The 23812-nt window shown below is 56.2% G+C and carries 21 protein-coding genes and 2 pseudogenes; 6 read left to right on the top strand and 17 right to left on the bottom strand.

The features are described 5' to 3' along the window. Window positions 1–191: 191 nt before the first annotated feature. Window positions 192–2894 carry an HTH-type transcriptional regulator MalT gene (gene malT / locus G5574_RS02005; RefSeq protein WP_164481955.1) on the top strand — a complete coding sequence of 901 codons (2703 nt, stop codon included), beginning with the start codon at window positions 192–194 and terminating at the stop codon, window positions 2892–2894. 36 nt (window positions 2895–2930) lie between these two features. On the opposite strand, the gene G5574_RS02010 is transcribed toward malT, so the two are convergent. The 3 genes from G5574_RS02010 to G5574_RS02020 all read right to left on the bottom strand — a co-directional run bounded on the left by G5574_RS02010 (window position 2931) and on the right by G5574_RS02020 (window position 6055). Further along, complete coding sequence (locus tag G5574_RS02010) at window positions 2931–4163, bottom strand: MFS transporter (protein ID WP_033741670.1); 1233 nt, start codon at window positions 4161–4163, stop codon at window positions 2931–2933. Between the two features lie 120 nt (window positions 4164–4283). Next, window positions 4284–4721 (bottom strand): GNAT family N-acetyltransferase, encoded by a 438-nt coding sequence (locus G5574_RS02015; protein WP_054687733.1) that lies wholly within the window; start codon window positions 4719–4721, stop codon window positions 4284–4286. After that, window positions 4718–6055: a glycoside hydrolase family 10-like protein gene (locus G5574_RS02020; protein WP_110267494.1), complete on the bottom strand. Its 1338-nt coding sequence runs from the start codon at window positions 6053–6055 to the stop codon at window positions 4718–4720. Before G5574_RS02020 ends, G5574_RS02015 begins: the two co-directional genes overlap by 4 nt. A gap of 113 nt (window positions 6056–6168) precedes the next feature. On the opposite strand from G5574_RS02020, the gene G5574_RS02025 reads away from it, so the two are divergent. The 4 genes from G5574_RS02025 (at window position 6169) to G5574_RS02040 (ending at window position 10612) form a co-directional block, all read left to right on the top strand. Further along, window positions 6169–6333: a DUF2256 domain-containing protein gene (locus G5574_RS02025; RefSeq protein ID WP_072021698.1), complete on the top strand. Its 165-nt coding sequence runs from the start codon at window positions 6169–6171 to the stop codon at window positions 6331–6333. Between the two features lie 143 nt (window positions 6334–6476). Further along, entirely contained in the window at window positions 6477–8807 is a 2331-nt protein-coding gene (locus G5574_RS02030; protein WP_164481956.1) for an FdhF/YdeP family oxidoreductase, read from the top strand. Between the two features lie 304 nt (window positions 8808–9111). Then, window positions 9112–9825 carry an MgtC/SapB family protein gene (locus tag G5574_RS02035; protein ID WP_033741675.1) on the top strand — a complete coding sequence of 238 codons (714 nt, stop codon included), beginning with the start codon at window positions 9112–9114 and terminating at the stop codon, window positions 9823–9825. Window positions 9826–10078: 253 nt separating this feature from the next. Next, window positions 10079–10612, top strand: coding sequence for a C40 family peptidase (locus G5574_RS02040; protein ID WP_058708142.1), 534 nt, complete (start codon window positions 10079–10081; stop codon window positions 10610–10612). A 765-nt stretch (window positions 10613–11377) separates the two neighbouring features. Here G5574_RS02040 and G5574_RS02045 read toward each other — a convergent pair. The 11 genes and pseudogenes from G5574_RS02045 to G5574_RS02095 form a co-directional block, all read right to left on the bottom strand. Beyond that, the gene (locus G5574_RS02045) at window positions 11378–11764 is read right to left on the bottom strand and encodes a hypothetical protein (RefSeq protein ID WP_058701894.1); all 387 of its coding nucleotides are present in this window, start codon (window positions 11762–11764) and stop codon (window positions 11378–11380) included. A gap of 225 nt (window positions 11765–11989) precedes the next feature. Then, window positions 11990–12400 (bottom strand): VOC family protein, encoded by a 411-nt coding sequence (locus G5574_RS02050; protein ID WP_164481957.1) that lies wholly within the window; start codon window positions 12398–12400, stop codon window positions 11990–11992. 163 nt (window positions 12401–12563) lie between these two features. Next, complete coding sequence (locus G5574_RS02055; protein WP_164481958.1) at window positions 12564–12983, bottom strand: NUDIX hydrolase; 420 nt, start codon at window positions 12981–12983, stop codon at window positions 12564–12566. 44 nt (window positions 12984–13027) lie between these two features. Further along, window positions 13028–14224, bottom strand: a complete 1197-nt coding sequence (locus G5574_RS02060) for an ABC transporter substrate-binding protein (protein ID WP_164481959.1) — start codon at window positions 14222–14224, stop codon at window positions 13028–13030. Between the two features lie 4 nt (window positions 14225–14228). Next, window positions 14229–15248 carry a CobW family GTP-binding protein gene (locus G5574_RS02065; protein ID WP_164481960.1) on the bottom strand — a complete coding sequence of 340 codons (1020 nt, stop codon included), beginning with the start codon at window positions 15246–15248 and terminating at the stop codon, window positions 14229–14231. A gap of 20 nt (window positions 15249–15268) precedes the next feature. Then, window positions 15269–15553, bottom strand: coding sequence for a hypothetical protein (locus G5574_RS02070; RefSeq protein WP_006119159.1), 285 nt, complete (start codon window positions 15551–15553; stop codon window positions 15269–15271). 12 nt (window positions 15554–15565) lie between these two features. Further along, window positions 15566–16312, bottom strand: coding sequence for an SDR family NAD(P)-dependent oxidoreductase (locus G5574_RS02075; protein WP_033741687.1), 747 nt, complete (start codon window positions 16310–16312; stop codon window positions 15566–15568). Between the two features lie 9 nt (window positions 16313–16321). Next, a pseudogene (locus G5574_RS02080) lies at window positions 16322–16855 on the bottom strand (SDR family oxidoreductase); the annotation flags it as partial. After that, window positions 16851–17528: pseudogene (locus G5574_RS02085) on the bottom strand (MFS transporter); the annotation flags it as partial. The pseudogenes G5574_RS02085 and G5574_RS02080, both read right to left, overlap by 5 nt. 29 nt (window positions 17529–17557) lie before the next feature. After that, window positions 17558–18433 carry a polysaccharide deacetylase family protein gene (locus tag G5574_RS02090; RefSeq protein ID WP_033741691.1) on the bottom strand — a complete coding sequence of 292 codons (876 nt, stop codon included), beginning with the start codon at window positions 18431–18433 and terminating at the stop codon, window positions 17558–17560. Between the two features lie 19 nt (window positions 18434–18452). Next, window positions 18453–19829: an amidase family protein gene (locus G5574_RS02095; protein WP_164481961.1), complete on the bottom strand. Its 1377-nt coding sequence runs from the start codon at window positions 19827–19829 to the stop codon at window positions 18453–18455. 284 nt (window positions 19830–20113) lie between these two features. Between G5574_RS02095 and G5574_RS02100 the strand changes: the two genes are divergently transcribed. Continuing rightward, on the top strand, window positions 20114–21157 hold the full coding sequence (locus tag G5574_RS02100) for a GntR family transcriptional regulator (RefSeq protein WP_039340319.1): 1044 nt from the start codon (window positions 20114–20116) through the stop codon (window positions 21155–21157). 122 nt (window positions 21158–21279) lie between these two features. Here the strand turns inward: G5574_RS02100 and G5574_RS02105 are convergent, their stop codons facing one another. From G5574_RS02105 to G5574_RS02115, 3 genes are all read right to left on the bottom strand, one after another. Further along, window positions 21280–21930, bottom strand: a complete 651-nt coding sequence (locus G5574_RS02105; protein WP_164481962.1) for a hypothetical protein — start codon at window positions 21928–21930, stop codon at window positions 21280–21282. Window positions 21931–22074: 144 nt separating this feature from the next. After that, entirely contained in the window at window positions 22075–22464 is a 390-nt protein-coding gene (locus G5574_RS02110) for a RidA family protein (RefSeq protein WP_006119165.1), read from the bottom strand. 9 nt (window positions 22465–22473) lie between these two features. Next, the gene (locus G5574_RS02115; RefSeq protein ID WP_054633748.1) at window positions 22474–23805 is read right to left on the bottom strand and encodes an NAD(P)/FAD-dependent oxidoreductase; all 1332 of its coding nucleotides are present in this window, start codon (window positions 23803–23805) and stop codon (window positions 22474–22476) included. Between the last annotated feature and the right edge of the window lie 7 nt (window positions 23806–23812).

The following is a 23812-nucleotide window of genomic DNA, read 5'->3' on the forward strand; positions in this document are numbered from 1 at the left end:
CGCAGGCGGAGCCGCAGGGTGGAGAGCCTGAGGGAAGTCCGAAAGTTTTACTTAAGTGTGATTAGATTCGCTTTTGTGAAGATTCACTTAAGCGTCTGCTTGCTTTATCCGAAGGGATAGCTGAACGTGTGAAGAATAATTACGAAGCGTAAAAAAATGATGCGCCGAAGCAAATGGAGAAGCGTGCGTCTATGTTAATTCCCTCAAAACTCAGCCGTCCTGTCCGGCATGAAACCACGGTGAAACGCGAGCGACTGATACGAAAATTATCCGCCGCCGGTAACTATCGCCTGGTGCTGGTGACCAGCCCCGCTGGCTACGGTAAAACCACCTTGATCTCCCACTGGGCAGCCGATAAAGCCGAGCTGGGCTGGTATTCCCTGGATGAAAGCGACAACCAGACGGAGCGCTTTGCGGATTATCTGGTGGCGGCCCTGCAGCAGGCCACGCAGGGATGCTGCCGCCGTAGTGAAGTGCTGGCGCAGAAGCGGCAGTACGTCAACCTTAACGCACTTTTTACCCAACTCTTTAACGATTTGCAGGAATGGCATAAGCCGCTGTGGCTGATCATTGATGATTACCATCACATCACCAATCCGGCGATTCATGATGCCATGCGCTTCTTCCTACGCCATCAACCTGAAAACGTCACTCTGGTCGTGCTCTCGCGTAATCTGCCGCAGTTAGGCATTGCCAATCTGCGCGTGCGCGAACAGCTGCTGGAACTCAGCAGCCAGCAACTGGCCTTTACCCATCAGGAAGCGCAGGCGTTTTTTGCTGCCCGGCTGCCCGCACCGCTGGCGTCCGACGAAACCGGGCGCCTGTGCGATGACGTCGCAGGCTGGGCAACGGCTCTGCAGCTGATCGCCCTGTCGGCCCGGCAGGGCGCAGGCGCGGCGCAGCATTCGGCCCGACGTCTGTCGGGTATTAATGCCAGTCACTTAAACGACTATCTGGTCGAGGAAGTGCTGGATAACGTGACGTTGCCCACCCGCCATTTCCTGTTAAAAAGCGCGCTGCTACGTTCGCTCAATGCGGCGCTGATCGCCGAAGTCACCGGTGAGGAGAACGGCCAACGCTGGCTGGAGGAGATCGAGCGCCAGGGGCTGTTTCTGCAACGCATGGATGATTCCGGTCAGTGGTTCAGCTATCACCCGTTATTTGGCAGCTTCCTGCAACAGCGCTGCCAGTGGGAGCTGGCTGCAGAGCTTCCCGCCCTGCATCGTGCGGCGGCAACCAGCTGGATGGCGCAGGGCTTTCCGGGTGAAGCCATTCATCATGCGCGCGCCTCAGGCGATGCTGAGATGCTGCGGGACGTGCTCATTGAGCACGCCTGGTCTCTGTTTAACCAGAGCGAGCTGCCGTTACTGGAATCGTCGTTGAAAGCACTGCCCTGGAGCATGCTGCTGGCGCATCCCAACCTGGTGTTATTGCAGGCCTGGCTGATGCAGAGCCAGCACCGCTTCACAGAGGTGAACAGCCTGTTGGCCCGGTTTGAGCAGGAGAGCCGTTGCGAAATCGATGCGGTCCTGCGCGGCGAGTTTAACGCGCTACTGGCGCAGGTGGCGATCAATGACGGTAATGCGGATGAGGCCGAGCGTCTGGCGATGCTGGCGCTGGACGCGCTGCCTGAAAGCCGCCACTACAGCCGGATTGTCGCGACCTCGGTGCACGGCGAGATTCTGCATTGTAAAGGCGAACTCAGTAACTCGCTGGCGCTGATGCGCCAGACAGAGCACATGGCATACCGGGAAGATGCCTGGCACTATGTGCTGTGGAGCCTGATTCAGCAAAGCGAGATTCTGTTTGCCCAGGGCTTTCTGCAAACCGCGTATGAAACCCAGGAGCGGGCCTTCGCGCTGGTAAAGGCACAGCATTTGTCTCACTTCCCGTTGCATGAGTTTCTGCTGCGCATCCGCGCCCAACTGTTATGGGCCTGGGGACGGCTGGATGAGGCGGAGCAGGCCGCGCGCGACGGCATGAAAGTCTTACAGGGTTTTCAGCCGCAGCAGCAGATCCAGTGCCTGGGTTTACTGGTGCAGAGCGCCATCGCCCGTGGCAACCTTGATAACGCGCGCACCTTATTAAATCGCCTGGAGAACCTGCTGAACAACGGCCGCTGGCATCATGACTGGCTGGCCAATGCAGATAAAGTGCGGGTACTGTACTGGCAGATGACCGGCGATTTGCAAAGCGCGCGTGACTGGCTGCGTCAGACGCCAAAACCGGCCAGTGCCAGTAACCATTTTTTACAGGGCCAGTGGCGTAACGTGGCGCGGGCGCAGATTCTGCTGGGGCAGTACACTCAGGCTGAGGTGATTCTGGACGAGCTGAATGACAACGCCCGGGCGTTGCAGCTAATGAGCGATCTCAACCGCAATTTGCTGTTGCTGAATCAGATCTACTGGGAAACGGATCAGCGCGCAAAGGCGCAGCAGGCTTTACTCAGTGCGCTCAATCTGGCACGCAGCACCGGCTTTATCAGCCATTTCGTTGTGCAGGGTGAAACCATGGCGCAGCAGCTCCGTCAGCTGTTACAGCTGAATACACTTGATGAGCTGGATCACCATCGGGCGCGGCGCATCCTGAACGAGATCAACAAATACCACCGCCACAAGTTTGCGCATTTTGATGAAGGCTTTGTCAGCCGGTTGCTGAACCATCCGGACGTACCGGAGCTGATCCGCACCAGCCCACTGACGCAACGTGAATGGCAGGTGCTGGGATTAATCTATTCCGGCTACAGCAACGAGCAGATCGCGGCTGAGCTGGATGTGGCCGCCACCACCATCAAAACCCATATCCGCAACCTGTATCAAAAACTGGGCATCACCCATCGGGCGGAAGCGATGACGCAGGCGCAGTCGATGCTGAAAATGATGGGGTACGTGTAAGAAAAGCAACAGGCAGCCGGGTGCTGCCTGGACGTTTTACGCCTTTTTGTCTCGCGTGTCAGGCATCAGTAAGGTCACAAAGCCAAGCAGCGGTAAAAAGCCACAGGCATTATATACCGTGGTAATACCGTACCAGTCCGCAAATTTCCCCAGTGCGGCCGCGGCGATACCGCCAATCCCAAACATCGTGCCAAACATGATCCCGGCCACCATGCCCGTGCGACCCGGCAGCACCTCCTGGGCATAGACGACCAGCGCGGCAAACGCCGATGAAAACACCAGGCCAATGCAAACGGTTAACACCGCGGTCCAGAACAGGTTGGCGTGCGGCATCAGGAGCGAGAAGGGAATGACGCCCAGGAAAGAGATCCAGACCACCGCCTTACGTCCGATACGATCGCCCACCGGGCCGCCAACCAGCGTCCCAATCGCCACCGCGGCCAGAAAGGTAAACAGGTAAATCTGGGCTTCCGGCACCGGTAACTGGAAGCGCTCGACCAGATAAAAAATGTAGTAGTTGCTGATCGAGGCGATATAGGTGAATTTAGCCAGTAACAGCACGCCCACAACGGACAGCGCCAGCTTCACATCGCGCGACGACAGGGCGCGCAGTGACCGCTGGTTGTGCTTTTTCATGTGGGCATGACCGTGCTTCACCGTCCAGCGGCTGATACCTGACAGAATGATGACCGCAAACAGCGCGATCAGCATCAGCCAGCCCACCGCCAGCTGTCCGTGCGGGATGATCAGCATCGCGGCGACCAGCGGCGCAAAAGCGGTACCGACATAGCCGCCGACCTGGAAGGTGGACTGTGCCGTCCCAAATTGCCCGCCCGAAGCCATCCGTGCCACACGCGACGCTTCCGGATGAAACGTGGCTGAACCTACGCCGATAAGCGCCGATGCCATCAACACCACTGAGAAATGCGGCGCGATGGCCAGCAGCCCGATGCCGATGAGTGTCGCAACCATACCAGACGGCAGTAGCCAGGGCTTGGGATGTTTGTCGGTATAAAGACCAATCCACGGCTGCAGCAGCGAGGCGGTCATCTGATAAATCAGCGTGATCAAGCCAATCTGGGCGTAGCTGAGCGCGAAGTTGGTTTTCAGCAGCGGATAAATGGACGGCAGCATGGCCTGGATAAAGTCATTACAGCAGTGGGAAAAGGCCACTGCGCCCAGTATCGACATCACAATTTTCTGACTGTCATCAACGTTGGCGGCCAGTCCGGGCTGACTGGTTTTCACTTCACTTGAGTATTGAGACATGCGCATTTCCGTGTGGGAGGACTTTACGTTTATTGACGTATATTACGCCACGCAGCGAATGCGGTGCTGACAAAAGTGCTATTTTGGGCTGAATAGTAAAATATTTGTTAATGATTTGCGTCAGAGGGCTTTGATCAGACACACAGAAGCGGGCTTATCGACATAAGCGCCGTAAGGGGCGGTTTCCTGAAAATGGCAACGATGATAAAACGCCACTGCGCGGGTATTCACCCGGCGCGTTGAGCACCGCAGCGCGCGATAGCCACGCGCGCGGGCAATCTGCTCAAGCGCGGCCAGCACGGCCGCGCCCGTACCGGGGATATCGCGGGTGGAAAACATGCGCTTCAGTTCGGCTGTCTCAGAGGAGACATGCACCAGCGCCCCACAGCCAATTGCCTTGCCCTGGCTGTCACGGGCCAGCACCCAGGTCGCCGCCTCAGGCGCGCTGAAGTGCTGTGTCCCCGCATCGCCAGTAAGGGCGGACAGTTCCGCTGACAGCCGGGCCGTCAGGACCTGTAACGCCGGGGTTGCTGCCTCGACAACCGCCACGGTTATCACGGCTGTTGCCCCCAGCGGCTGCGCAGGTAATTCACTGCTGGCTGCGTTTGTGGCTGATTCAGGTAGTCTTCCCGGAACAAAATCGTGCCGCTGACCTGCGGCAGGGAAGCGTTAAGGTCAAGCTGCCGTTTCAGTTCCGGCACGCCGCCCTGAATCGTCCATTCCGGCTCGTTTTTGGCGGGCACCCCGACTTTGTATAAGGCGATACCGATGTACAGACGCGTTTTAGTCGGCTTAACAACGTTAGCCCACCAGTTCGCCAGCACATCGTAACGGGCGGCACTGCGTGAGAAGGGCCAGTAAATCTGGGGCGCAATATAATCCAGTAAGCCGTCCTGTACCCAGCGGCGTGTATCCGCATAGGACTCATCGTAGGCCGCCGCGCCGCGCGTATCCGAGCCGGCAGCATCGTGCGAACGGTTACGCCAGACGCCCGCCGGGCTGACGCCAAACTCCACCTGCGGCTTGAGCTGCTTGATCGTGTGAGAAACCTGCTCGATCAACAACTGTGTATTATGCCTGCGCCAGTCTGCCTTCGAGGCAAAGCCCTGACCGTATCGAATAAACGTCTGACTGTCGTTCAGGGGCGAGCCGGGCGACTCGGCGTAGAAGTAATCATCAAACTGCACGCCATCGATATCGTAATGTTTTACAACTTCAGCCACGATGCTGGTTATCCAGTCACGCACATCCGGAATGCCGGGATCGAGCACGTAACGATCCCCCGACGTGCGAATCCAGTCACGATGCAGAACAAAGACGCTGGCAGGCTGCTGTGACAGGGTGCGGTTCAGCTCGGCGACCGTTGAGGGTTTGGTATTCACGGAAACGCGGTAGGGATTAAACCAGGCATGCACGCGCATACCGCGCTTATGGGCTTCATCCAGCATAAACTGCAGCGGATCAAAGCCTGGGTTCTGACCTGTTTCGCCTGTCATCATGTCTGACCAGGGCAGGATCTTCGATGCCCACAGTGCGGTGCCATCCGGTTTGACCTGAAAGAACACCGTATTGATTCCCAGGCTTTTCAGCTTGTCGAGTTTATCGGTCAGCGCACGCTTTTGCTGACTGACGCGCAGCGCCTCATCGCGGATATTCACCGAGGCGATCGGTGGCCAGTCGAGACGGGAAACCGTCGTCAGCCAGACGCCGCGTACAGGCACATTCTCCCGCACCGGTTGGCTGGTTACCGGCGGTTTACTGACGGTCGGAAAGGGCGTGACCAGCGATTTTGGCGGTTCCGACGAACAGCTGGCTAATAACAAAGCCGAGGCGGCGAACAGGCCGGCTCGGCGTCCCGTACGGGCGCGATAAACGTCGCGAAAAGTGGCGATGATAAACTCCGTGTCGCGTAGTCCTTAACTGGAACAGTATTCTGATCCTATTTGGCGTAAAGTCAATCAACCCGGCCTGTCTATACTTATCACCTGATGACAGGGGGCAGACGATGCACACTTTTAAAGGAAATAAACAGGCGCTACCGGTGCGCTACTGCAGGCAGTGCCATAAACCCATGACCTGGCGTAAAAAGTGGGCAAAATGCTGGGATCAGGTACTGTACTGCTCTGAACGTTGCAGGCGACAGCGTCGAAATACCGCTGACGGAGCATAACATTTTCGCGCGCCGCCTGGCTTTGCCGCCTCGGTGAAACATTTAGCAAAAGTTAACCTGAATTTTACACGACTGTTCTCACGCGCCGTTGCGATTACTGTACCAGGCTTAATAAAAACAAAAACAGTCAGTCTGGAGCAGCAATGAAAGAGCAAAACAGGACGGAAGGTGTGAAACCCTATGATGGCGCAGCGGGCGGCTGGGGTGCCCTGAAAGCGGTAGCAGGGGCGATTCGTGGTCAAATGGCCGTGAAACAGGATGTGATTGCCTTATTTAAAGTTAACCAGCCTGAAGGCTTTGACTGTCCCGGCTGTGCCTGGCCCGATCCCAAACACACGTCCTCCTTTGAGTTCTGTGAAAACGGCGCGAAAGCGGTGTCATGGGAAGCCACCAGTAAACGCACAACACCTGAGTTTTTCGCGGCCCATCCGGTCAGCGAATTGTGGCAGCGCAGCGCTTACGAGCTTGAAGGCGAAGGCAGGCTGACGCATCCAATGAAATACGATCCGGTAACGGATACCTATCAGCCCATCGAGTGGCAAACCGCCTTCAATGAAATTGGTGAGCGGCTGCGCAGTTATCACAATCCCGACAGCGTGGAATTTTATACCTCAGGACGTGCTTCCAACGAGGCCGCCTTTCTGTGGCAGCTGTTTGCCCGCGAATTTGGCACCAATAACTTCCCCGACTGTTCCAATATGTGCCACGAGCCAACCAGCGTCGGCTTACCTGAATCGATTGGCATCGGCAAAGGCACGGTAGAGCTGGATGATTTTGACCATTGCGATCTGGTGATCTGTATCGGTCATAACCCTGGTACAAACCATCCGCGCATGCTGGCCACGTTGCAGGAGGTGTCGAAACGCGGTGCGAAAATCGTCGCGATCAATCCGTTGCGCGAACGGGGACTTGAGCGTTTTACCGCCCCGCAAAATCCGGTACAGATGGTGACGCTGAGCTCAACGGAACTGGCGTCAACCTATTACAAAATCCGGGTCGGCGGTGATGCGGCCATGCTTAAAGGCGTGATGAAGTGCCTGATGGCGATGGATGAAGAGGCCAAAACCCGCGGCAATCCTGGCGTGTTTGACGCCGCGTTTATCGCTGAACATACGCAGGGCCTGGACGCCTTAAAAGCCGACCTTGAGGCGACGGACTGGGCGCATATTCTTAACGTTTCGGGTATGTCACGCGAACAGATTGAGCATATCGCCCAGCTTTACGCTAATGCTGAACGCACGATCATTTGCTATGGCATGGGAATTACTCAGCATCAGTACGGCACGCAGAACGTGCAACAAATTGCGAATCTGCTGCTGTTACGCGGCAATATGGGCAAGAAGGGCGCGGGCATTTGTCCGTTACGCGGTCACTCGAATGTGCAGGGCGATCGTACCGTTGGCATCACCGAAGTTCCCTCCGAAAGCCTGCTGAAGCGCATCGAAGCGGTCTTTGGTTTCACGCCACCGACAAAACACGGACACAGTGCCGTTAAGGCCGTTCAGGCCATTCGCGATGGTGAGATAAACGCGCTACTCTGCCTGGGCGGTAATCTGGCCGAAGCCATGTCGGATCCACAGCAAACCTTTGCTGCGATGCACAAGCTGGATATGGTGGTGCACATGGCCACCAAACTGAACCGCTCGCATTTGTTGCTGGCAAAACACAGCTATCTGTTCCCGGTGCTTGGCCGCACCGAGATTGACCAGCAACAGTCTGGTGCACAGAGCGTGACGGTTGAAGATTCCATGTCGATGGTGCACGCCTCACGCGGCACGCTCGATCCGGCGTCGCCTCATCTGAAATCCGAACCCGCGCTCATCGCGGGCCTGGCCAAAGCCACGTTGCCGGACACGGTCGTGGACTGGGACACGTTGACAGGCGACTACAGCCTGATTCGTGACGCCATCGAAGCGGTGATTCCGGGTTTTGACAACTTCAACGAACGTATTCAGCAGCCGGGCGGGTTCCGTTTACCGAATGGCGCGTCTGAACGTGTCTGGCATACGCCATCGGGCAAAGCACAATTCCTGGTGATGGAGGGCATCAATGAAGATCCGCGCTCGTTGAAATGTCATGATCTCGTTCTGACGACACTGCGCAGTCACGATCAGTACAACACCACGCTCTACGGGCTGGATGACCGCTATCGCGGCGTTTCAGGCCGCCGCGACATTCTGTTTATCAGTGAAAACGAGGCGGAGAAAAAGGGGGTTCGCATGGGCGATCAGGTTAACATCATTGCGCTGGACCCGGACGGCAATCCTACTCATCGCCGTCTCGATAATCTGACTATCGCAGTGCATGATATGGCCGAAGGATCGGTAGCGGCCTATTATCCTGAAGCTAACGTGTTAATTCCCTTAGACAGTTACGACACAAAAAGCGGTATTCCCTCCTATAAAAGCACACCGGTGAGGATGGAGCTGGCCCGCGCCGACGTGCCGGTTGAGGCGTCCGCAACGCGCCGTTAAACGTCCGTCCAGCTAAACCAATCCTGAACGAAGCGCCATCTGAGTGGAAATCCGCCCTCAGATGGCTATACAATCGCCGCGAATTTTACGCAAGAGGCAACCTACATTGGACACAAGTCCCGAACGATTACACCAGGCTTCTGCAGTAAGATAGTTTTGGCTGTCTTAACTGCACGTTAAGACGGCGGCTGTATCAACATCCTTCCCTGACGTGATGCGCTTTGCATCAACGCCCGCTGTAATCCATTTTATTCATCTTTGTTTTTCCGTACTGCGCCTGCCGCGCGGCGGAGAGAGGTTTATCATGGACTGGAAAATCTTTTTACTGCGCGTATCGGCCGCGCTGATTCTGGGTGCGCTCATCGGCAGCGAACGTCAGCTGCGTCAACGCATGACCGGTTTACGTACTAACGCGCTGGTCAGCACCGGCGCCTGTCTGTTCGTTCTGATGACGCAGTGTGTTCCCGGCATTGCCACCGACGCCACTCGCGTTGCCGCCTATGTGGTTTCCGGTATCGGCTTCCTGGGTGGCGGTGTGATTATGCGCGACGGATTAAACGTTCGCGGCCTGAATACCGCCGCCACCTTGTGGTGTACCGCGGCCGTCGGCGTCCTGTGCAGCATGGGGTTGTTACTCGAAGCCGCGATAGGTTGCATGGTGATTCTCTGTGCCAACATTCTGTTGCGTGAACTGGCGCTGGGCATTAATCGCCAGTCCATCGTGTCGGCCGACGAGGCAGTACAACATTACAAAGTGCAGATCGTTTGTCTGGCGCAGGATGAAGTTCAGGTGCGCAGTTTGATGCTGCATAGCCTGGGCAACAGCGGCCTGCGCCTGCAATCGCTCCACAGTGAAGATTTGGATCCGCCACATCGCATGGAAGTGAATGCCGAAGTGATGGGCCAACCCAGCATGACCGGACAGCTGGAAAGTCTGGTAAGCCGCATTAGCCTGGAGAAAGGGGTCAGTTCGGTGCGCTGGCAGGTATGCGGTCTGGATGCGAGCGAAAACGGATAGCACAAAAAACAGGCGCCGCTACGTGAATTCTGATAAAAGAGCAGGGGAGTTATGCGTCAGATTTCGCGTAGCGTTGTTATTTATTCGCGAAAATCCGTTTCCAGGTGCGCTTTTTTACGCTATATAAAGAGAGCCTGCCGTTTGAGTGTAAGGTTAAGTAAAGCAGAGCGTAGATATTTCTATAAGCGATTGAATGGGTTATAAAAGCCCTTAGCGTTGCTCACCTTGTTATCTTTACTGTGCGGATTATTCGATGAAGCGTAAAACCTCATTCTTTTTTCTTTCCGGCCTTATGCTCCTGCTTTCTGGTTGCAGTCATCATCATTCAGATGAACCCAAGGACACCACCGCCGCTGACGCATCGCAAAACCCGGATTTGATTCCTATCGTCGCGGCGTTGCATGACCAAATGCACACCTGGCATGATACGCCGTACCAATGGGGCGGCACACAGCTGTCTGGCGTGGATTGCTCGGGCTACGTCTGGCGAACCTTGCACGATCGTTTCAATCTGCCAATGGACCGCGTCACCACAGCCGATCTGCTGCATATGGGCGTTCGTGTCACACCGGAACATCTGCAACCAGGCGATCTGGTGTTTTTCCGCATTGGTGGCGGCATGCACGTTGGCTTCTACGATACGGATAATCAGTTTATTCACGCGTCGGCCAGCAAGGGCGTGATTCGCTCATCACTGAACAACCCATACTGGAAATCGGTTTATTACCAGGCGCGTCGTCTGACGCGAGAATACGGGGCGCAGGTAACTCTGAACAGAGCCAGCTAAACGTGAATTATGCCAGGCAACGCTACGTGAAATCTGCCAATCCAGCACAGGGATAAGCGCCAGTTTTTTACGTAGCGTTGTTGTGATTTGTGGGTACAGAAGCGGACAAAAAGAAGCGGTGAGGCAGGAAAGGCGTAAACGGGCTGACTGAGTGCGTAACCGGACATCTTATTTAACATAATATACATTATGCGTACTTTTATACATCAGGCTCCGATATGGGGTGTTCCGCGTTTTTTCCGGTTTTGCACCATTTTCTCTGCTTTTTCGCTTTGTCTTCGCTTCGCCTGATTATGTGCTCTCATATCTCGTCTTCAGGCCACATCAAAATCTGATGCCGTGCGCGTTACCAGTGATAACCGAGTCACCCCTGCAACTCATGTCTATCACCCGAAACGCGCATCAGCCGTTCTTGATGACAACTCACCTGATGTTGAGAAAACATCTTACAGGCAGTGAATACCGAAAAGCGGCGACGTGATGTTTTGCCTGGTTCCATCGCTGAGGCTGATCAGCCACGAACTGACGTCTGCAACCTGAACTGACGCGGCTACGTAAAAATTAGCGTACTGAGGTACCGAAATCCCCACAACATTCACCCATATCGATTAATACGAAACGCTGTCTGATATCGGTACCCACAGATCTATGATGCCTGATGAAGGATATTAAAAGCCAACCCAGGGCCTGGCCCCGAATTTAGCAGTTTGCAAGGTGCTCACGTTGACTATTAACATCTCCATTGGCCTTCTAGGCAATGAATATTTAAGGATGTTTGAAAATTTGCGTCACATAAAACTGCGCGGATAATTGCGAGACGGGTTGCGGCAAAAGCGGATCAAAAAACAGACCATCGTGGTAAGCAATCCAGTGACGTGTCCCGGTTTTAACGTTATTCCAGCGACCATGAAAGATACCACAATCCGTCGGTACGCTGGCCCCGTTGTGTCTTTTATACGATACGTTCTCTAATCCCTTATAACCCAGAAATCTTTTCATTTGCGCGAGATTGACACGTTTCTTCTTGTCGCAGAAGCCATTTTCCATAGCAATTGACAACATCTCATCATAACTTTTTTGATGTAATCGGGCCATAACCGCGATACCACATCCTTCGTCGTCTGATGGCTGTTTAATATGCAAATACGTCATTTTAGGTTCTCCTTAACGCAATAGCTGATGTGAATTAACTAATATCGGCTTCTAAAGACGTTTCTTGAAAAAAATAACGATGCCGCGGTGTAATCACAACGCGCGTTATCAAAATATGGCGTGCCTCGAAAAAAGACCGCCTTTTTCTTTTTTATTCTGCGTTTAATGAGCATAGAGAGTGATGGTCAGTCTCAATTAACGTTACCGGACAAGGCAAGTGCCTGTTTATGGCCGATGCACGCTGTCCTCAAATATCGCCAGGTTTTCCTTCGCTTCCGCGTACTGATAAGACGTCAGTTCAATCTGATTTCCGTCAGGATCGCAAAAATAAACGGACATCGACACCTGATGATCGCTGACTGTATAAGGTATGGATTGCGCGACCAGGATGCGTAATAACTGACAGAAACACGTGGCATCCAGGCTAAATGCCACGGTGTTACCCGGCGGCTGATGGGCTCTTAAAAACAGCGATATTACGGCAGCATTATTTTTCAGCACCAGTGGACCGCCCTGCGTAAACCAAAACAGCAACGATTCATCGCGTGAAAAACCCAGCACCCGTTTATACCAGTGTTCTGCTTTCTTCAGGTCATGCACATAAATATGGACGTGGTCGATCTTGAGTAAGTTCACTTTCACCTCTTTGGTCAGGCGTAAAGAGAACCAGCATTAAACAGATTATGCCGTGATGCAAAAGCACGCGCACATAATAGCCTGCTATTTAACATAAATCCTACGGGGCGATTTAATCAGAGCCGGTCAGAATGCATTCAGGTATATTGCAGAGGCAACAGGCTCATAATATTGCGGGATAAACCGTTTCGGTTGTTTCACTGAGTGCTTTGACGGTCCACCAGCGCGAACTGGCAATGACTGATTTCTCATTTTCACTCCAGCCCAGTGTGTTAATTTCGTTCCCTGCGGCAGTAACAATAAAGAACCGCTCATGTGCCTGCACGATCTCGCCCGAAGGCAGCGTCATGGCAAAGCATCGCTCACCGACAGACGGCCCCACATCGGCACGGTGAATGCCGGTTTCTTCATACAGTTCCCTGACCGCCGCCTGCTCAAAAGATTCGCCCTGCTCTACGCCGCCGCCGGGCGTTGCCCAGTATGCGCTGCCGGCCAGCGCATCCTGCGAATGCACAAAACGAAACAGCAACACCTCATGGGAAGCATTCAGGATCAGTAACCGGGCCGAGCGACGCGTGCGCATATTCTCTTCCTTTTATTGGTGGCGTGCTCACGGATAAAGATTTCTCAACGGGGCCGCAAAAAATCCTGCCAGCGGCGCGTCAGATAGTTATGTTCATCCATCACGGCGTTCCAGACGGCAATGTGGCTCATCCGTTGCTCGTAACTTCCGCCATCGCGCACTTCCCCCTGGGGAATCAGCGGTGCGCCCCAGGCATCCAGCAGCATTTCGCGTGCGGGTTGACCACCGTACCAGAAATCCCATTCCGCTGCCGACAGATGCGTCCGGCTGCGTTCCGCGTTAGAAATGTAATAACCCTGCCGCGCCATGACCGCACCGGGCCAGCCAGACTGCCACCAGTTAAGGTAGTCGTAGGCCGCCTCTTTGATTTTGCCGGTCGCACAGCGTGAAAGCGACATGCCGCCGTACCACGCACGGTAGCCTTCACGTGGTCGCGCCATTTTATAGCCGCGCTGATGGAAATGATGGCGAAAATAGATGGGTGCCCAGAGACTTTGTACTTCAACCTGCTGATTAGCAATCAGATCGCATGCCTCATCCTGCGATGCCCAGAAGGCCGCAAAATGGCCGTTACGGTGAAGACGCGCCAGCTGCTGTGTTAACAGGTCGATCTCATCAAGCGTCAGATTACCGATATTCGTAAAGCGTGCCAGCCCGGCCCCCTGCATGGCCAGCGCCGCATCAATACCGCCCATGGCCGCATCTTCCTGTAGCGCCACCTGCCCCGTCAGCGAAGGATGTACCAGCCAGCCCCAGCTCTCTTCCTGCTGTTGCAGCACCGCAGGCAGCCGGTCGGCATGATAGGCAAAACTGTCCACGTTATGGGTAAGCGGCAACATGCTGATATGGTCACTCGCGTGGCTACCTAAATGCATATCGCGCTGAACATACAGTCGCTCCGAAGGTACACTGCCATCGGTTAACGGCAGATCGGGACCTAGCCTGCCGGTTTTGGCCAGCGGCGTAATCTCGTCCCAGTATGTCAGTCGCTTGATTTCCAGCGGCTGGATTGCCCGGGCAGGCCAGACAAAATCGATATTGTGAAACCACTGATCGTAAAGGTCATAACTTTCCGGATGCATGACCGCAATGCGCTGGGCATCTTCCACGCTGTGCAGCAGATACTCGATGCGAATGCCCAGATCGCTTTCCGCACGGACACGCAACATTTCAAGCAGCGTGACCGAGGTGCCCAGTACGCGCAATGTCAGTTGATCGTTAACTTTCGCCGCAGCGTTCATTGTTTTACTTATCCTTTACCGCCTGCTGAAAACGGCTGAATCCCTGTTTCAGTCGCTCGGGATCCAGTCCGCGCAGAATAAACACCAGTTTTGAGGTATCGACATCGCCGGGCCAGTCATTCAGGTGAACGGGCGGATGTAACGTATGCTGTACGCCATGAATCACCACGGGTGAGCTGCTGCCGCTGAAACGTAAGATGCCTTTCATTCTCAATACAGACTGACCATGGCTATGTAACAGCATTGACAACCAGATAGCAAACGCGGGCCAGTTCAGGGCGTTCTCTAAGGTGATCACGCAGGTTTGCGTAAGCGGATGCGGATTCTCGTCATGGGGTGCAAGACGATAACCGGACGCACCGGCTGCGCCAAGCCAGCGAAACCGCTGTTGCCCGCTGCCTTTTGCCAGGCGCAGGCCAAATAAGGGGTCCGGATCGGCCAGCGCCTGCACGGTGTTACTCAGTTCCGCCATAGGGTTCAGCCCGGCAATCCAGGCCTCAAGCGCCACGCGTTCGGTCTGTCCGATACGGTCGCATTTGCTGAGCAACAGCTTATCCGCCGCGCTGACCTGGGCTATCCATTCCGGTTGATGCATCGACTGCTGCCGGGCATGCTCGGCATCGACCAGCGTCACCAGCGTGCCCTGACTGAAGTGATGTTTAAGCTGGGGATCGTGCAGCAATGTTGACAGGATGGGCGCAGGATCGGCAAGGCCGGTGGTTTCCAGAATGACCTGGCTGAACGGCGGCAGCATGCCGCGCACGCGCCGTTCATAGAGATCCAGTAACGCCGTTTTCAGTTCGCCGCGAATCTGGCAACAGACGCAGCCGCTGGGCAGCAGCACCGTATCGGGCGCGACTTCATTCAGCAGATGATGGTCGATGCCCACCTCACCAAATTCATTAACCAGCAATGCAACGTCGTTCAGATCTTGCTGCGCCAGCCAGCCTTTCAGCAGCGTGGTTTTGCCGCTTCCCAGGAAACCGCTAAGGATATGCAGCGGCAGTTTTTTATCGTGCAGCATAGCCGCTCCTCTTGTATGCCTTACAGCGCCGCCAGCCAGGCTTCATCCAGTGGATCAAGCGGGCGTTTGGTGATCTTCTCGACCTCTTTCCACAACAGGTCCAGTGAATTCACCATCACCTGCTGACCGGTTGGGCTGGAGAGCACCCAACTGGCATGAAACTCAGTCAGCGTGAGCCGCCAGGGTTTAAGCGTTCGGTTGAGCAGCGCCAGCTGCTTTAACCGCAACTGGCGCTGGGGCAGATCGTTTTGTAGCGCATCGCTCCATTGCGGACCGCTGTCCAGTAAACCACAAACGCCGCACATATCTGCTTCTCCTCAGGGCATGACATCGCCGGAATTAGGGCCAAGCGTCTGGCCAACAAACAGGTTACCGCCGGGCTCACTTGCCAGCAGTAACGCTACCGGCGCGACCTCTTCCGCCCGGCCAAAACGTCCCAGCGGCAGTTCGGCTGCCTTGGCCGTTTTCCATGCCTGATTGATGCCATCGATAAGCGGCGTTTCAATCGGACCGGGCGCGATGGCGTTCACCAGCACATTATCTGCGGACACCTCCAGCCCCAGCGAGCGGGTAAAGCCTAATACGCCGGCTTTGGCCGCCGCATAATGGCTGAGTTCGGCACCACCTTTGATACCGAGCTGCGACGCGATGTTGATCACCCTGCCCCAGCGCTGTGCCAGCATGGACGGCAACGCCCGTTGCGTCGCCAGGAAGACACTACGTAAATCCACAGCCATCATCTCTTCCCACATGGGTAGCGTGATATCGGTACAGCGCGCCTGGGTCAGCATTCCGGCGTTATTCACCAGAATATCGATTCCGTCGAACTGCGCCAGGCAGGCATCCACGCCCGCCGTGGCACCTTCCACCTCGCCGACATCGGCCACAATGCCAAAACACGGCACGCCAGACTGGCGACAGTGATCAACCACAGTCTTGAGCTTTGTACTGTCGCGGTCAGTGAGTATCAGATGGGCACCTTCGCGGGCGAACAGCATCGCGATGGCCGCCCCGATGCCGCTGGCCGCGCCGCTGATTACACAACGTTTCATCCTGAGTTGCATGGGTTCTCCTTAATCCGGCCAGCGAACGGTGAGTCCACCGTCGACAATCAGACTCTGTCCGGTGAGGTAACTACTCTCGTCGCTGGTGAGAAACGCGATGACTTTCGCCACTTCCTCGGCGCGTCCGACGCGGCCCAGCGGAATCGCCTTCGCCGCCTTCGCCAGCCCTTCCGGGCCAAGCGAATTATCCTTATCCAGTGACTGCGGCGTTTCAATCAGCCCGGGGATGATGGCATTACATCGCACCCCGCGCGGCGCGAGTTCGACGGCCAGGGAGCGGCAAATGCCGGGCACCGCCGCCTTCGCGGCGGCATAGTGCGCATGCGCCTGCCAGCCATATACACCGCCCGCAATCGACGACACCGCAACCAGGCTGGCCCCCGACTGAAGGTGGGCGGCAGCGGCACGGAACAGGCGCATCACGCCGGTCAGATCGACATTGAGCATCTCATCCCAGCGTGCGTCGCTCATCTCCTCAATCTCTGCCCGACGCAGAATGCCCGCATTGGCGACGACCGCGTCAAGCCGTCCAATTTTCTTTACCCTGCTCCCGCAGCGTTTTGATTTTCTTCTGCACTTCAAACTGAGGCGTTTCTTTCAGCTTCAGCGCCAGTAGCGCGATCACCAGCGACGGAAAGGCTGCGAAGATAAAGCTGCCCTGCCAGCCGATAATCGGCAGCAGAATCGCGGTCAGCGCCGAGGCCACCAGCGCACCGACCGGCCATCCGCCCTGCACCAGGCTGTAGACAAATCCCTTCCGTTTGTTGAGTTTGGGATCGTCCAGCGCAGTATAGAGTTCTGATAAATAGGTGGCGTTAACCGTTTGCTCTGCATAACCCAGACCGGCAACGGAGCGAATGGCGGTCAATGCGCCCTTACCCCATAATCCCCCTATTGCGGTCAGCAGCGAACACAGGGCCGCGCCTCCCACGGTAATAACGATGCCCATGCGCCGCCCCAGGCGATCCACCAGCGGGCCAATGGCCAGAGCGATCACTGCCCCACCAAACGCGACCCAGGTAGCAATTTCAGACTGTTCGACTTCGCTCCAGTCAAAATGACCGCCGATCTCCGGCAGCAAGGTGCCGAAAAGGATGAAGTCATAGACGGCGAAGATCCAGGCGAAGAAGGCGATCCATGTAGCGAATTTGACATCCCTGGTGGTTAACTGCTGGGGCTGCCAGCCGTTAACGGATTTTTTTTTGTAGATGCTCATGTCGTGATCACTCTGCAAGAGAAAAAGGCTTAACGCGGTTGGCGCGCTAAGAAGTCGTCGGCAATTTCGTCGAAAGTGACGAAACGCACGCCCTGGTGACTCTGGATGTACTTAATCAGGCGCTCCAGCATCAGCAGCACCTGCGGACGGCCTGATACGTCGGGATGAATCGTCATGGTAAAGACGGCATAGTCGTTTTCGCGATATACCCAGTCGAACTGATCGCGCCAGATCTCCTCCAGATGGCGCGGATTGACAAAACCGTGGCTGTTCGGTGACTTCTTGATAAACATCATGGGTGGCAGATCATCCAGATACCAGTTAGCGGGGATCTCTACCAGGTCGGTCTCTTCGCCGCGCATCAGCGGCTTCATCCAGGTGTCCGGATGCTGGCTGTAGTCAATTTTGGTCCAGCTGTCGCCTACGCGAACGTAGTAAGGATGAAAGTCGTTGTGCATCAGGCTGTGATCGTATTTGATGCCTTTTTTCAGCAGCAGCTCATTGGTCACATTGCTGAATTCCCACCAGGGCGCGACGTAACCGGTTGGACGTTTACCTGCAAGCTGCGTCACCAGTTCAATACTGCGATCCAGCACCGCCTCTTCCTGCGCGGGCGTCATGGCAATCGGGTTTTCATGGCTGTAGCCATGCACGCCAATCTCGTGGCCGGCGTCAACCACCGCTTTCATCTGCGCCGGGAAGGTTTCGATTGAGTGGCCGGGAATAAACCAGGTGGTGCGCAGATTATGTTCAGCAAACATTTTCAGCAAACGCGGTGCGCCCACTTCTCCGGCGAACAGCCCGCGAGAGATATCGTCCGGGGAATCTTCCCCGCCGTAAGAGCCGAGCCAGCCGGCAACAGCATCCACATCCACACCAAATGCACATAAGATTTCTTTCGCCATCTTTTCTTCCTCTGGAGCGTTAAGCGCAGACCGAATCGTCTGCGGTAAAAAGACCTGCCAGTCGGCTGGCAGCGTGAAGAAGCCGGCGATCTTCGCCAGCCGGTAGAGAGAAAAGCAGACTGGTATGCAACCCATGGTCATCGGTACCGCTCGGCAGGGCGATGCCCGGCATATCCAGCAGGCTGCCCGGCATGGTCAGGCGCAGCGTGGCCACGTTGGTCTGGGCGAACAGCGCGCTGTCCTGCATCAGCGGACCGAGTTCCGGTGCGGTATGGGCCACCGTGGGGGTGATCAGTATTGCGCCCGCCAGCTCCGCCGCCAGGGCCTGTTGCCACTGCTGACGTTGGGTCAGAAAGGTATCGAGCACGGCCGGGTCCTGCTCGCTGGCGGCAAGCAGACGTTCGCGCACTCTGGCATCCATGCGTTCTGCGTCAGGTGAGGCTAATAAGAGGCGATGCAGCAACCAGGCTTCGCGCCCACCCGGCCAGCCTTTTTCAGCGATCCAGTCAAGCGCCTGCGTAAACGCGGTAAGCGGCTGGCGGTCAATGGCAAAGCCGGCCGCGTCGAGGCGATCCAGCATTCTCAGGCCGTTATCGCGAACGGCGGGCTGGCATGTCATGAGGAGCGCGTCGTCAACCCGGAAACGGGGTTCAGGAAAGGCGGTGGTATCCGGACCGCACAGGATGTCATCAAGAGCGATAGCATCCCGGACGCTGCGGCATAACGGGCCGAGGGTATCCAGCGAGCGGGCCAGCGGAAAAACGGCGTCCATGGCATAACGGCCACAGCTGGCGCGGTAGCCCGTAATGCCGCTGAATGCGGCCGGAATACGAATGGATCCGCCGGTATCGGTGCCAAACGCGATACAGGCCAGGCCTTCCGCGACTGCCCTGCCTGCCCCGCTGGACGATCCGCCCGGCGCGTGCAGGCTGCCCGCTGATGACCGGATAACCGGTGTACCAAACGCGGGATTCAGGCCGAGTCCGGAAAACGCAAATTCGCTGAGATTGGTTTTGCCGATCGTGACCATGCCCGCCGCCGCGCACCGGGCAACGACGGGTGCATCCTGTCGGGCGGGCGAAACGTGTTGCCGGGTGGCCGAACCGGCGGTGGTCTGGCAGTCCTGAAGGTCGAACAGGTCTTTCCAGGCCACCGGAATTCCATCCAGTGGACTCAACGGCTGGCCCTGCCGCCAGCGCTGCATAGAGGCTTCGGCCTCTTCACGGGCGCGCGCCGGGGTGAGCGAAATAAACACCGAAGGTACATTTTCTGCGGCGGTCAGGCAGGCCTCAGTAAACGCCAGGGGTGAAAGGCGGTGCTGTGCATAAAGCGCACTGATTCCCAGCGCATCGATCTGACCCTGAATGTATAGCTGACGGACGGTATCTGGCTGCACACGCTTACCTTTAAATGTATATTGCAATTTAATGTACATTTGAAGATAGCAATAACAATGCCAGGAAAAGGACTGTTAAGTTACATATTTGTGATCTTATCGATCATTAAATAATTTAAATCAGTAATAACAAAAGCTTAAATTGGGGGTGGTGACGGACATTTGTGCAGGCGGAGTAAAATCCTGCCTTCGTATTAAATGTACTAATTTATTTATGATCCATTTTAGAGCACTGTGCACTAACGCAGTGCTGTGCACGGGCAGCCGTCGTAATTTCCTCAGATGTGATAATCTGGCGGGCAGGATGGGAGCGGAAAAAGACAATGCGAAACATAATGAATGGAGCAGACATGGATGACGCCGGTTCTGCGCGTTATGAAATCATCCGCCAGGTGCTGCTTAACGTGCTGCAGCAAAACGCTGTTCCTAAAGGCCTGGTGTTGCTGGAAGGTCCGTTAGCACAGCTGTTCGGCACCAGCCGCGTGCCGGTCAGGCGGGCATTAAGTATGCTGCATGAAGAAGGCTGGATTGCCCGCTTTGAAGGCCGGGGCTTTATCGTGGCCCGCGACGACGAAGACGTCGAACCCGTGCGCATTGCCCTGACGCGCGAACTGTTGGGGCTGGCGCATCATGAGGAACTGGTCGACACCCGCAGTACGGGTGAAAAAGTGCTGGAGCACCTCCAGGGTGTGCTGTCGACCGCGATGATCTTTGGTTGCTATCAGGTGGATGAGCAGGACGCGGCACACTATTACACCACCAGCCGGGGCGTGATTCGTGAGAGCTTAATGCGCCTGCGTGATAAAGGCCTGGTGGAAAAAGAACCCTATTCCCAGTGGCTTACCGGTCCGTTAACGGCGCGCGAGCTGGGCGACCATTTTGAAATCCGGGCCAATCTTGAACCCGCAGCGCTGCGTAAAGCAGGCGAACGGCTGGACGTCGACTGGCTGAAGTCGCGGCTGGATAACGCGAAAAAATCGCAGGGTAAGCAGTTAACGGCCATTGAACTGGAAACCCTGGAAGAAGATCTGCACATTCGCTGCCTGGAGCCTGCCGGTAACAAGCTGATGATGCAGATACTGCGACAACACCAGTCGCCCTTCATCGTCACGCGCATTTTCTATGACCTGCTGCGTATCCCTGTCGACAGTGCCATGCTGGATGAACACTGCCTGGTCTATGAATTTTTGCTGAAACGGAACTGGGAACTGGCGGCCGCCTGCATGAAGGATCATCTGGAGCGCGCGCAGGTTCGCACGTTGCAGCGGCTGAAAGTGTTATCTGTGCTGCCTGTTCCGGCCTTTCCGGATTTTATGGCACGGCGCTAATCGCTTATAAAGGTGACACTGTCACGTAAAAAGCGACGTCTTCTCCTTCTGTCACACTAGCCCGTCACCGGTTCCCTCTTCAGCGCTGAACGCGTCATGTCGGACATGCTGACTCAGCCTCTTTACCGACGCGCGTAAAACGCTTGAAAAACAGTCACCGGTGCGCTGACCGCCAGCGGCTGAAGCGGAAAACCGGTCGCCAGGCGGGAAGGATGAAACTCGCCCTGAATATGCTGATACAAGTGCGACGCAAGTTCTGCTCTGAGGCTACCGTCCCAGCGCAAAAACTGTCCCCAGAGCGGCATATTACGGTAGCGGTCCGTGACCGGCATGGCCGAACGCAGGTACGCGGGCGGAAACAGCCGACGATAGCGGTGATGATGGTAGAGCCACGACAGCCCACGAAGGGTTTTTACCGCGGGCGTGAGAGTCACTATCTGCGCTAGTAAACCGCACAATTCGCGCTGACGCGCGGCGACCTCGCTGTCACACAGGGGCGAAACCGTTCCGTCAGTGCGGTCAAAATGAATGCGTGCGGACCGATCCGTTTCCAGACTGAATGAGAAACAGCCCGAACGACCCACCACATCGGGTGGGGCAACAGGCGGCCGGGATTGCCAGACAGCCAGCGTATACTCAGCATCTTTATCGGGGTTGTGCCGCAGGCCGCGAATATAGTCTGACCAGGCGGGAAGCTTATGATCGAACCGCCGCCCGCACCCCAGACGAATAAAAATGTTCGTGTAATCCATAATCGCGTTGGCCAGCGGCATGCCTGTGCCTGACGCCACCCAGATCGCGAAACCGGTATCCTGAAGAATTCAGCGGTGAGCTTCATGCCTGGCGGCCTTCTCCTGACGAGCATATGCGCATTTTACCATCCCTTAGGGCGACGCGCCGCGGGCAAAGCGCGCCGTTCAACGCGTCTGCACCGCCGTCGCTTCAATCTCTAACAGGACACCATAATGCAGTCCGGAAACCGGCACCACAGCGCGGGCGGGTTTCCAGCTCCCCAGCCACTGCGCGTAAAGCGCATTAAAATCATCCCATAATGCGATGTCAGCCAGATAGACTCTGACCATCACCAGTTGCGATCGGGTAAGGTTCTCCTGGCGCAGGCAGGTATCCAGACTGGCAAAGACCTGCAGGACCTGATCGGCAAAGGGCGCGGCGCTGAGCATCTCCCCTGCGGGCGTGGCCGGTAACAGACCCGAAATAAACATCATTCCTGCCCCCAGACAATAGTGGGAGTAATGACCGGGATGCGGCTGATCATTGATATCACGCGCCTGCAATCGCTGAAGCATATTTTCTCCTTACATCATACCGGGTTGTTTCAGGGCGCTGCCATCGCGGAAACGACTGTAACGGAACGCCGTGGGGTCCACGATGGGATCATCACCGGTCACCAGATCGGCCGTCAGGCGGCCGGCACCGGGCCCGATGCCAAAGCCATGCCCACTGTAGCCCGCCGACAGAACCAGACCGGGAAGCTGTGGCACGGTGGAGATGACCGGTATATCGTCAGGCATACAGTCGATGACGCCGCCCCAGGCCTGCGTGACTCGCAGCCCGGCCAGCGCAGGATACTCACGGCCGATGGCCATCAGCCCCTTTTCCACCACGCCGTCCGACACCGTCGGGTCCAGAATGCGGATTTTTTCAAAGGGAGACGGGCGCTCCATTGACCAGCGCGCCAGCGACTCCGGTCCCTGTAAAAAGGAGGTCAGGCGGATTTTGGTTTCCAGATTGAGCCGACGTGCTTTGTATAACGGGAAGAACTGACGGGCATATTTCAGCCCCTGAATGCCGGGCTCAAGACGACCCGTGCCGGACAGTGCGATGGTATAACCGCCGTCCGATCGTGGCCGACAGGCAAACGCATCCGTATAGAAAGGCCGGGTAATCACCTGTTCGACGGGATAAGTACGAAACGCACTGCCGATGACATTACCCGCAGGTAAATCGATGCCGTGCCGGCGACAAAACAGCGATGTCCAGGCACCTGCGGCGCAGACCACGCGCGAGGTTTTAATCAGACCTCTTTCCGTGATCACCCCGCTCACCTGACCTGCCGAAATATCCAGCCCGCGCACCGCACAGCGCTGAAACAGAAAGGCGCCCTTTTTCACCGCCGCCTCCATCAGGCCTGGCGCGGCGAGTGCGGGATCGGCATAACCGTCATCGGGTGAATGCACGCCGCCTTTCCACGCTGTGCGGCTACCGGGCGTCATGGCTTTTGCCTCTGCGGCATTGAGAATCTGGCTACGAATGCCGTACTGCTTCGCCATTTTCCCCCAGTTATCCCAGTTGCGGATGTCCTTTTCCGTGCACGTTGCATAGACCAGCCCGGTGGCGCGGAATCCTACGTCCATGCCGATTTCCTTGCTCAGTTCATGCCAGCGTTGCAGCGCATGCAGGATCAGCGGGATCTCCCGTTCATCCCGGTTAAGCTGGCGGCACCAGCCCCAGTTACGGCTTGACTGTTCAGCCCCGACCAGGCCCTTTTCGATCACCGCCACCCGATAGCCTTTTTGGGTGAGCGCCCAGCAGGTTGCCGCGCCGACAATGCCTGCCCCAATAATCACTACATCCACCGAGTCGGGAAAATGCGTACTGTCCTGAACCAGCCTGAGCGGTGCGGGCATAATATCT

The sequence above is a fragment of the Pantoea stewartii genome (assembly GCF_011044475.1).
Classification (GTDB): Bacteria; Pseudomonadota; Gammaproteobacteria; order Enterobacterales; family Enterobacteriaceae; genus Pantoea; species Pantoea stewartii.

Coding starts and splice junctions, on each gene's coding strand:
- malT (WP_164481955.1), top strand. CDS start 192: ATGTTAATTCCCTCAAAACTCAGCCGTCCTGTCCGGCATGAAACCACG.
- G5574_RS02010 (WP_033741670.1), bottom strand. CDS start 4,163: ATGTCTCAATACTCAAGTGAAGTGAAAACCAGTCAGCCCGGACTGGCC.
- G5574_RS02025 (WP_072021698.1), top strand. CDS start 6,169: ATGCACACTTTTAAAGGAAATAAACAGGCGCTACCGGTGCGCTACTGC.
- G5574_RS02030 (WP_164481956.1), top strand. CDS start 6,477: ATGAAAGAGCAAAACAGGACGGAAGGTGTGAAACCCTATGATGGCGCA.
- G5574_RS02035 (WP_033741675.1), top strand. CDS start 9,112: ATGGACTGGAAAATCTTTTTACTGCGCGTATCGGCCGCGCTGATTCTG.
- G5574_RS02040 (WP_058708142.1), top strand. CDS start 10,079: ATGAAGCGTAAAACCTCATTCTTTTTTCTTTCCGGCCTTATGCTCCTG.
- G5574_RS02045 (WP_058701894.1), bottom strand. CDS start 11,764: ATGACGTATTTGCATATTAAACAGCCATCAGACGACGAAGGATGTGGT.
- G5574_RS02055 (WP_164481958.1), bottom strand. CDS start 12,983: ATGCGCACGCGTCGCTCGGCCCGGTTACTGATCCTGAATGCTTCCCAT.
- G5574_RS02060 (WP_164481959.1), bottom strand. CDS start 14,224: ATGAACGCTGCGGCGAAAGTTAACGATCAACTGACATTGCGCGTACTG.
- G5574_RS02065 (WP_164481960.1), bottom strand. CDS start 15,248: ATGCTGCACGATAAAAAACTGCCGCTGCATATCCTTAGCGGTTTCCTG.
- G5574_RS02070 (WP_006119159.1), bottom strand. CDS start 15,553: ATGTGCGGCGTTTGTGGTTTACTGGACAGCGGTCCGCAATGGAGCGAT.
- G5574_RS02075 (WP_033741687.1), bottom strand. CDS start 16,312: ATGCAACTCAGGATGAAACGTTGTGTAATCAGCGGCGCGGCCAGCGGC.
- G5574_RS02090 (WP_033741691.1), bottom strand. CDS start 18,433: ATGGCGAAAGAAATCTTATGTGCATTTGGTGTGGATGTGGATGCTGTT.
- G5574_RS02105 (WP_164481962.1), bottom strand. CDS start 21,930: ATGCCGCTGGCCAACGCGATTATGGATTACACGAACATTTTTATTCGT.
- G5574_RS02110 (WP_006119165.1), bottom strand. CDS start 22,464: ATGCTTCAGCGATTGCAGGCGCGTGATATCAATGATCAGCCGCATCCC.
- G5574_RS02115 (WP_054633748.1), bottom strand. CDS start 23,805: ATGCCCGCACCGCTCAGGCTGGTTCAGGACAGTACGCATTTTCCCGAC.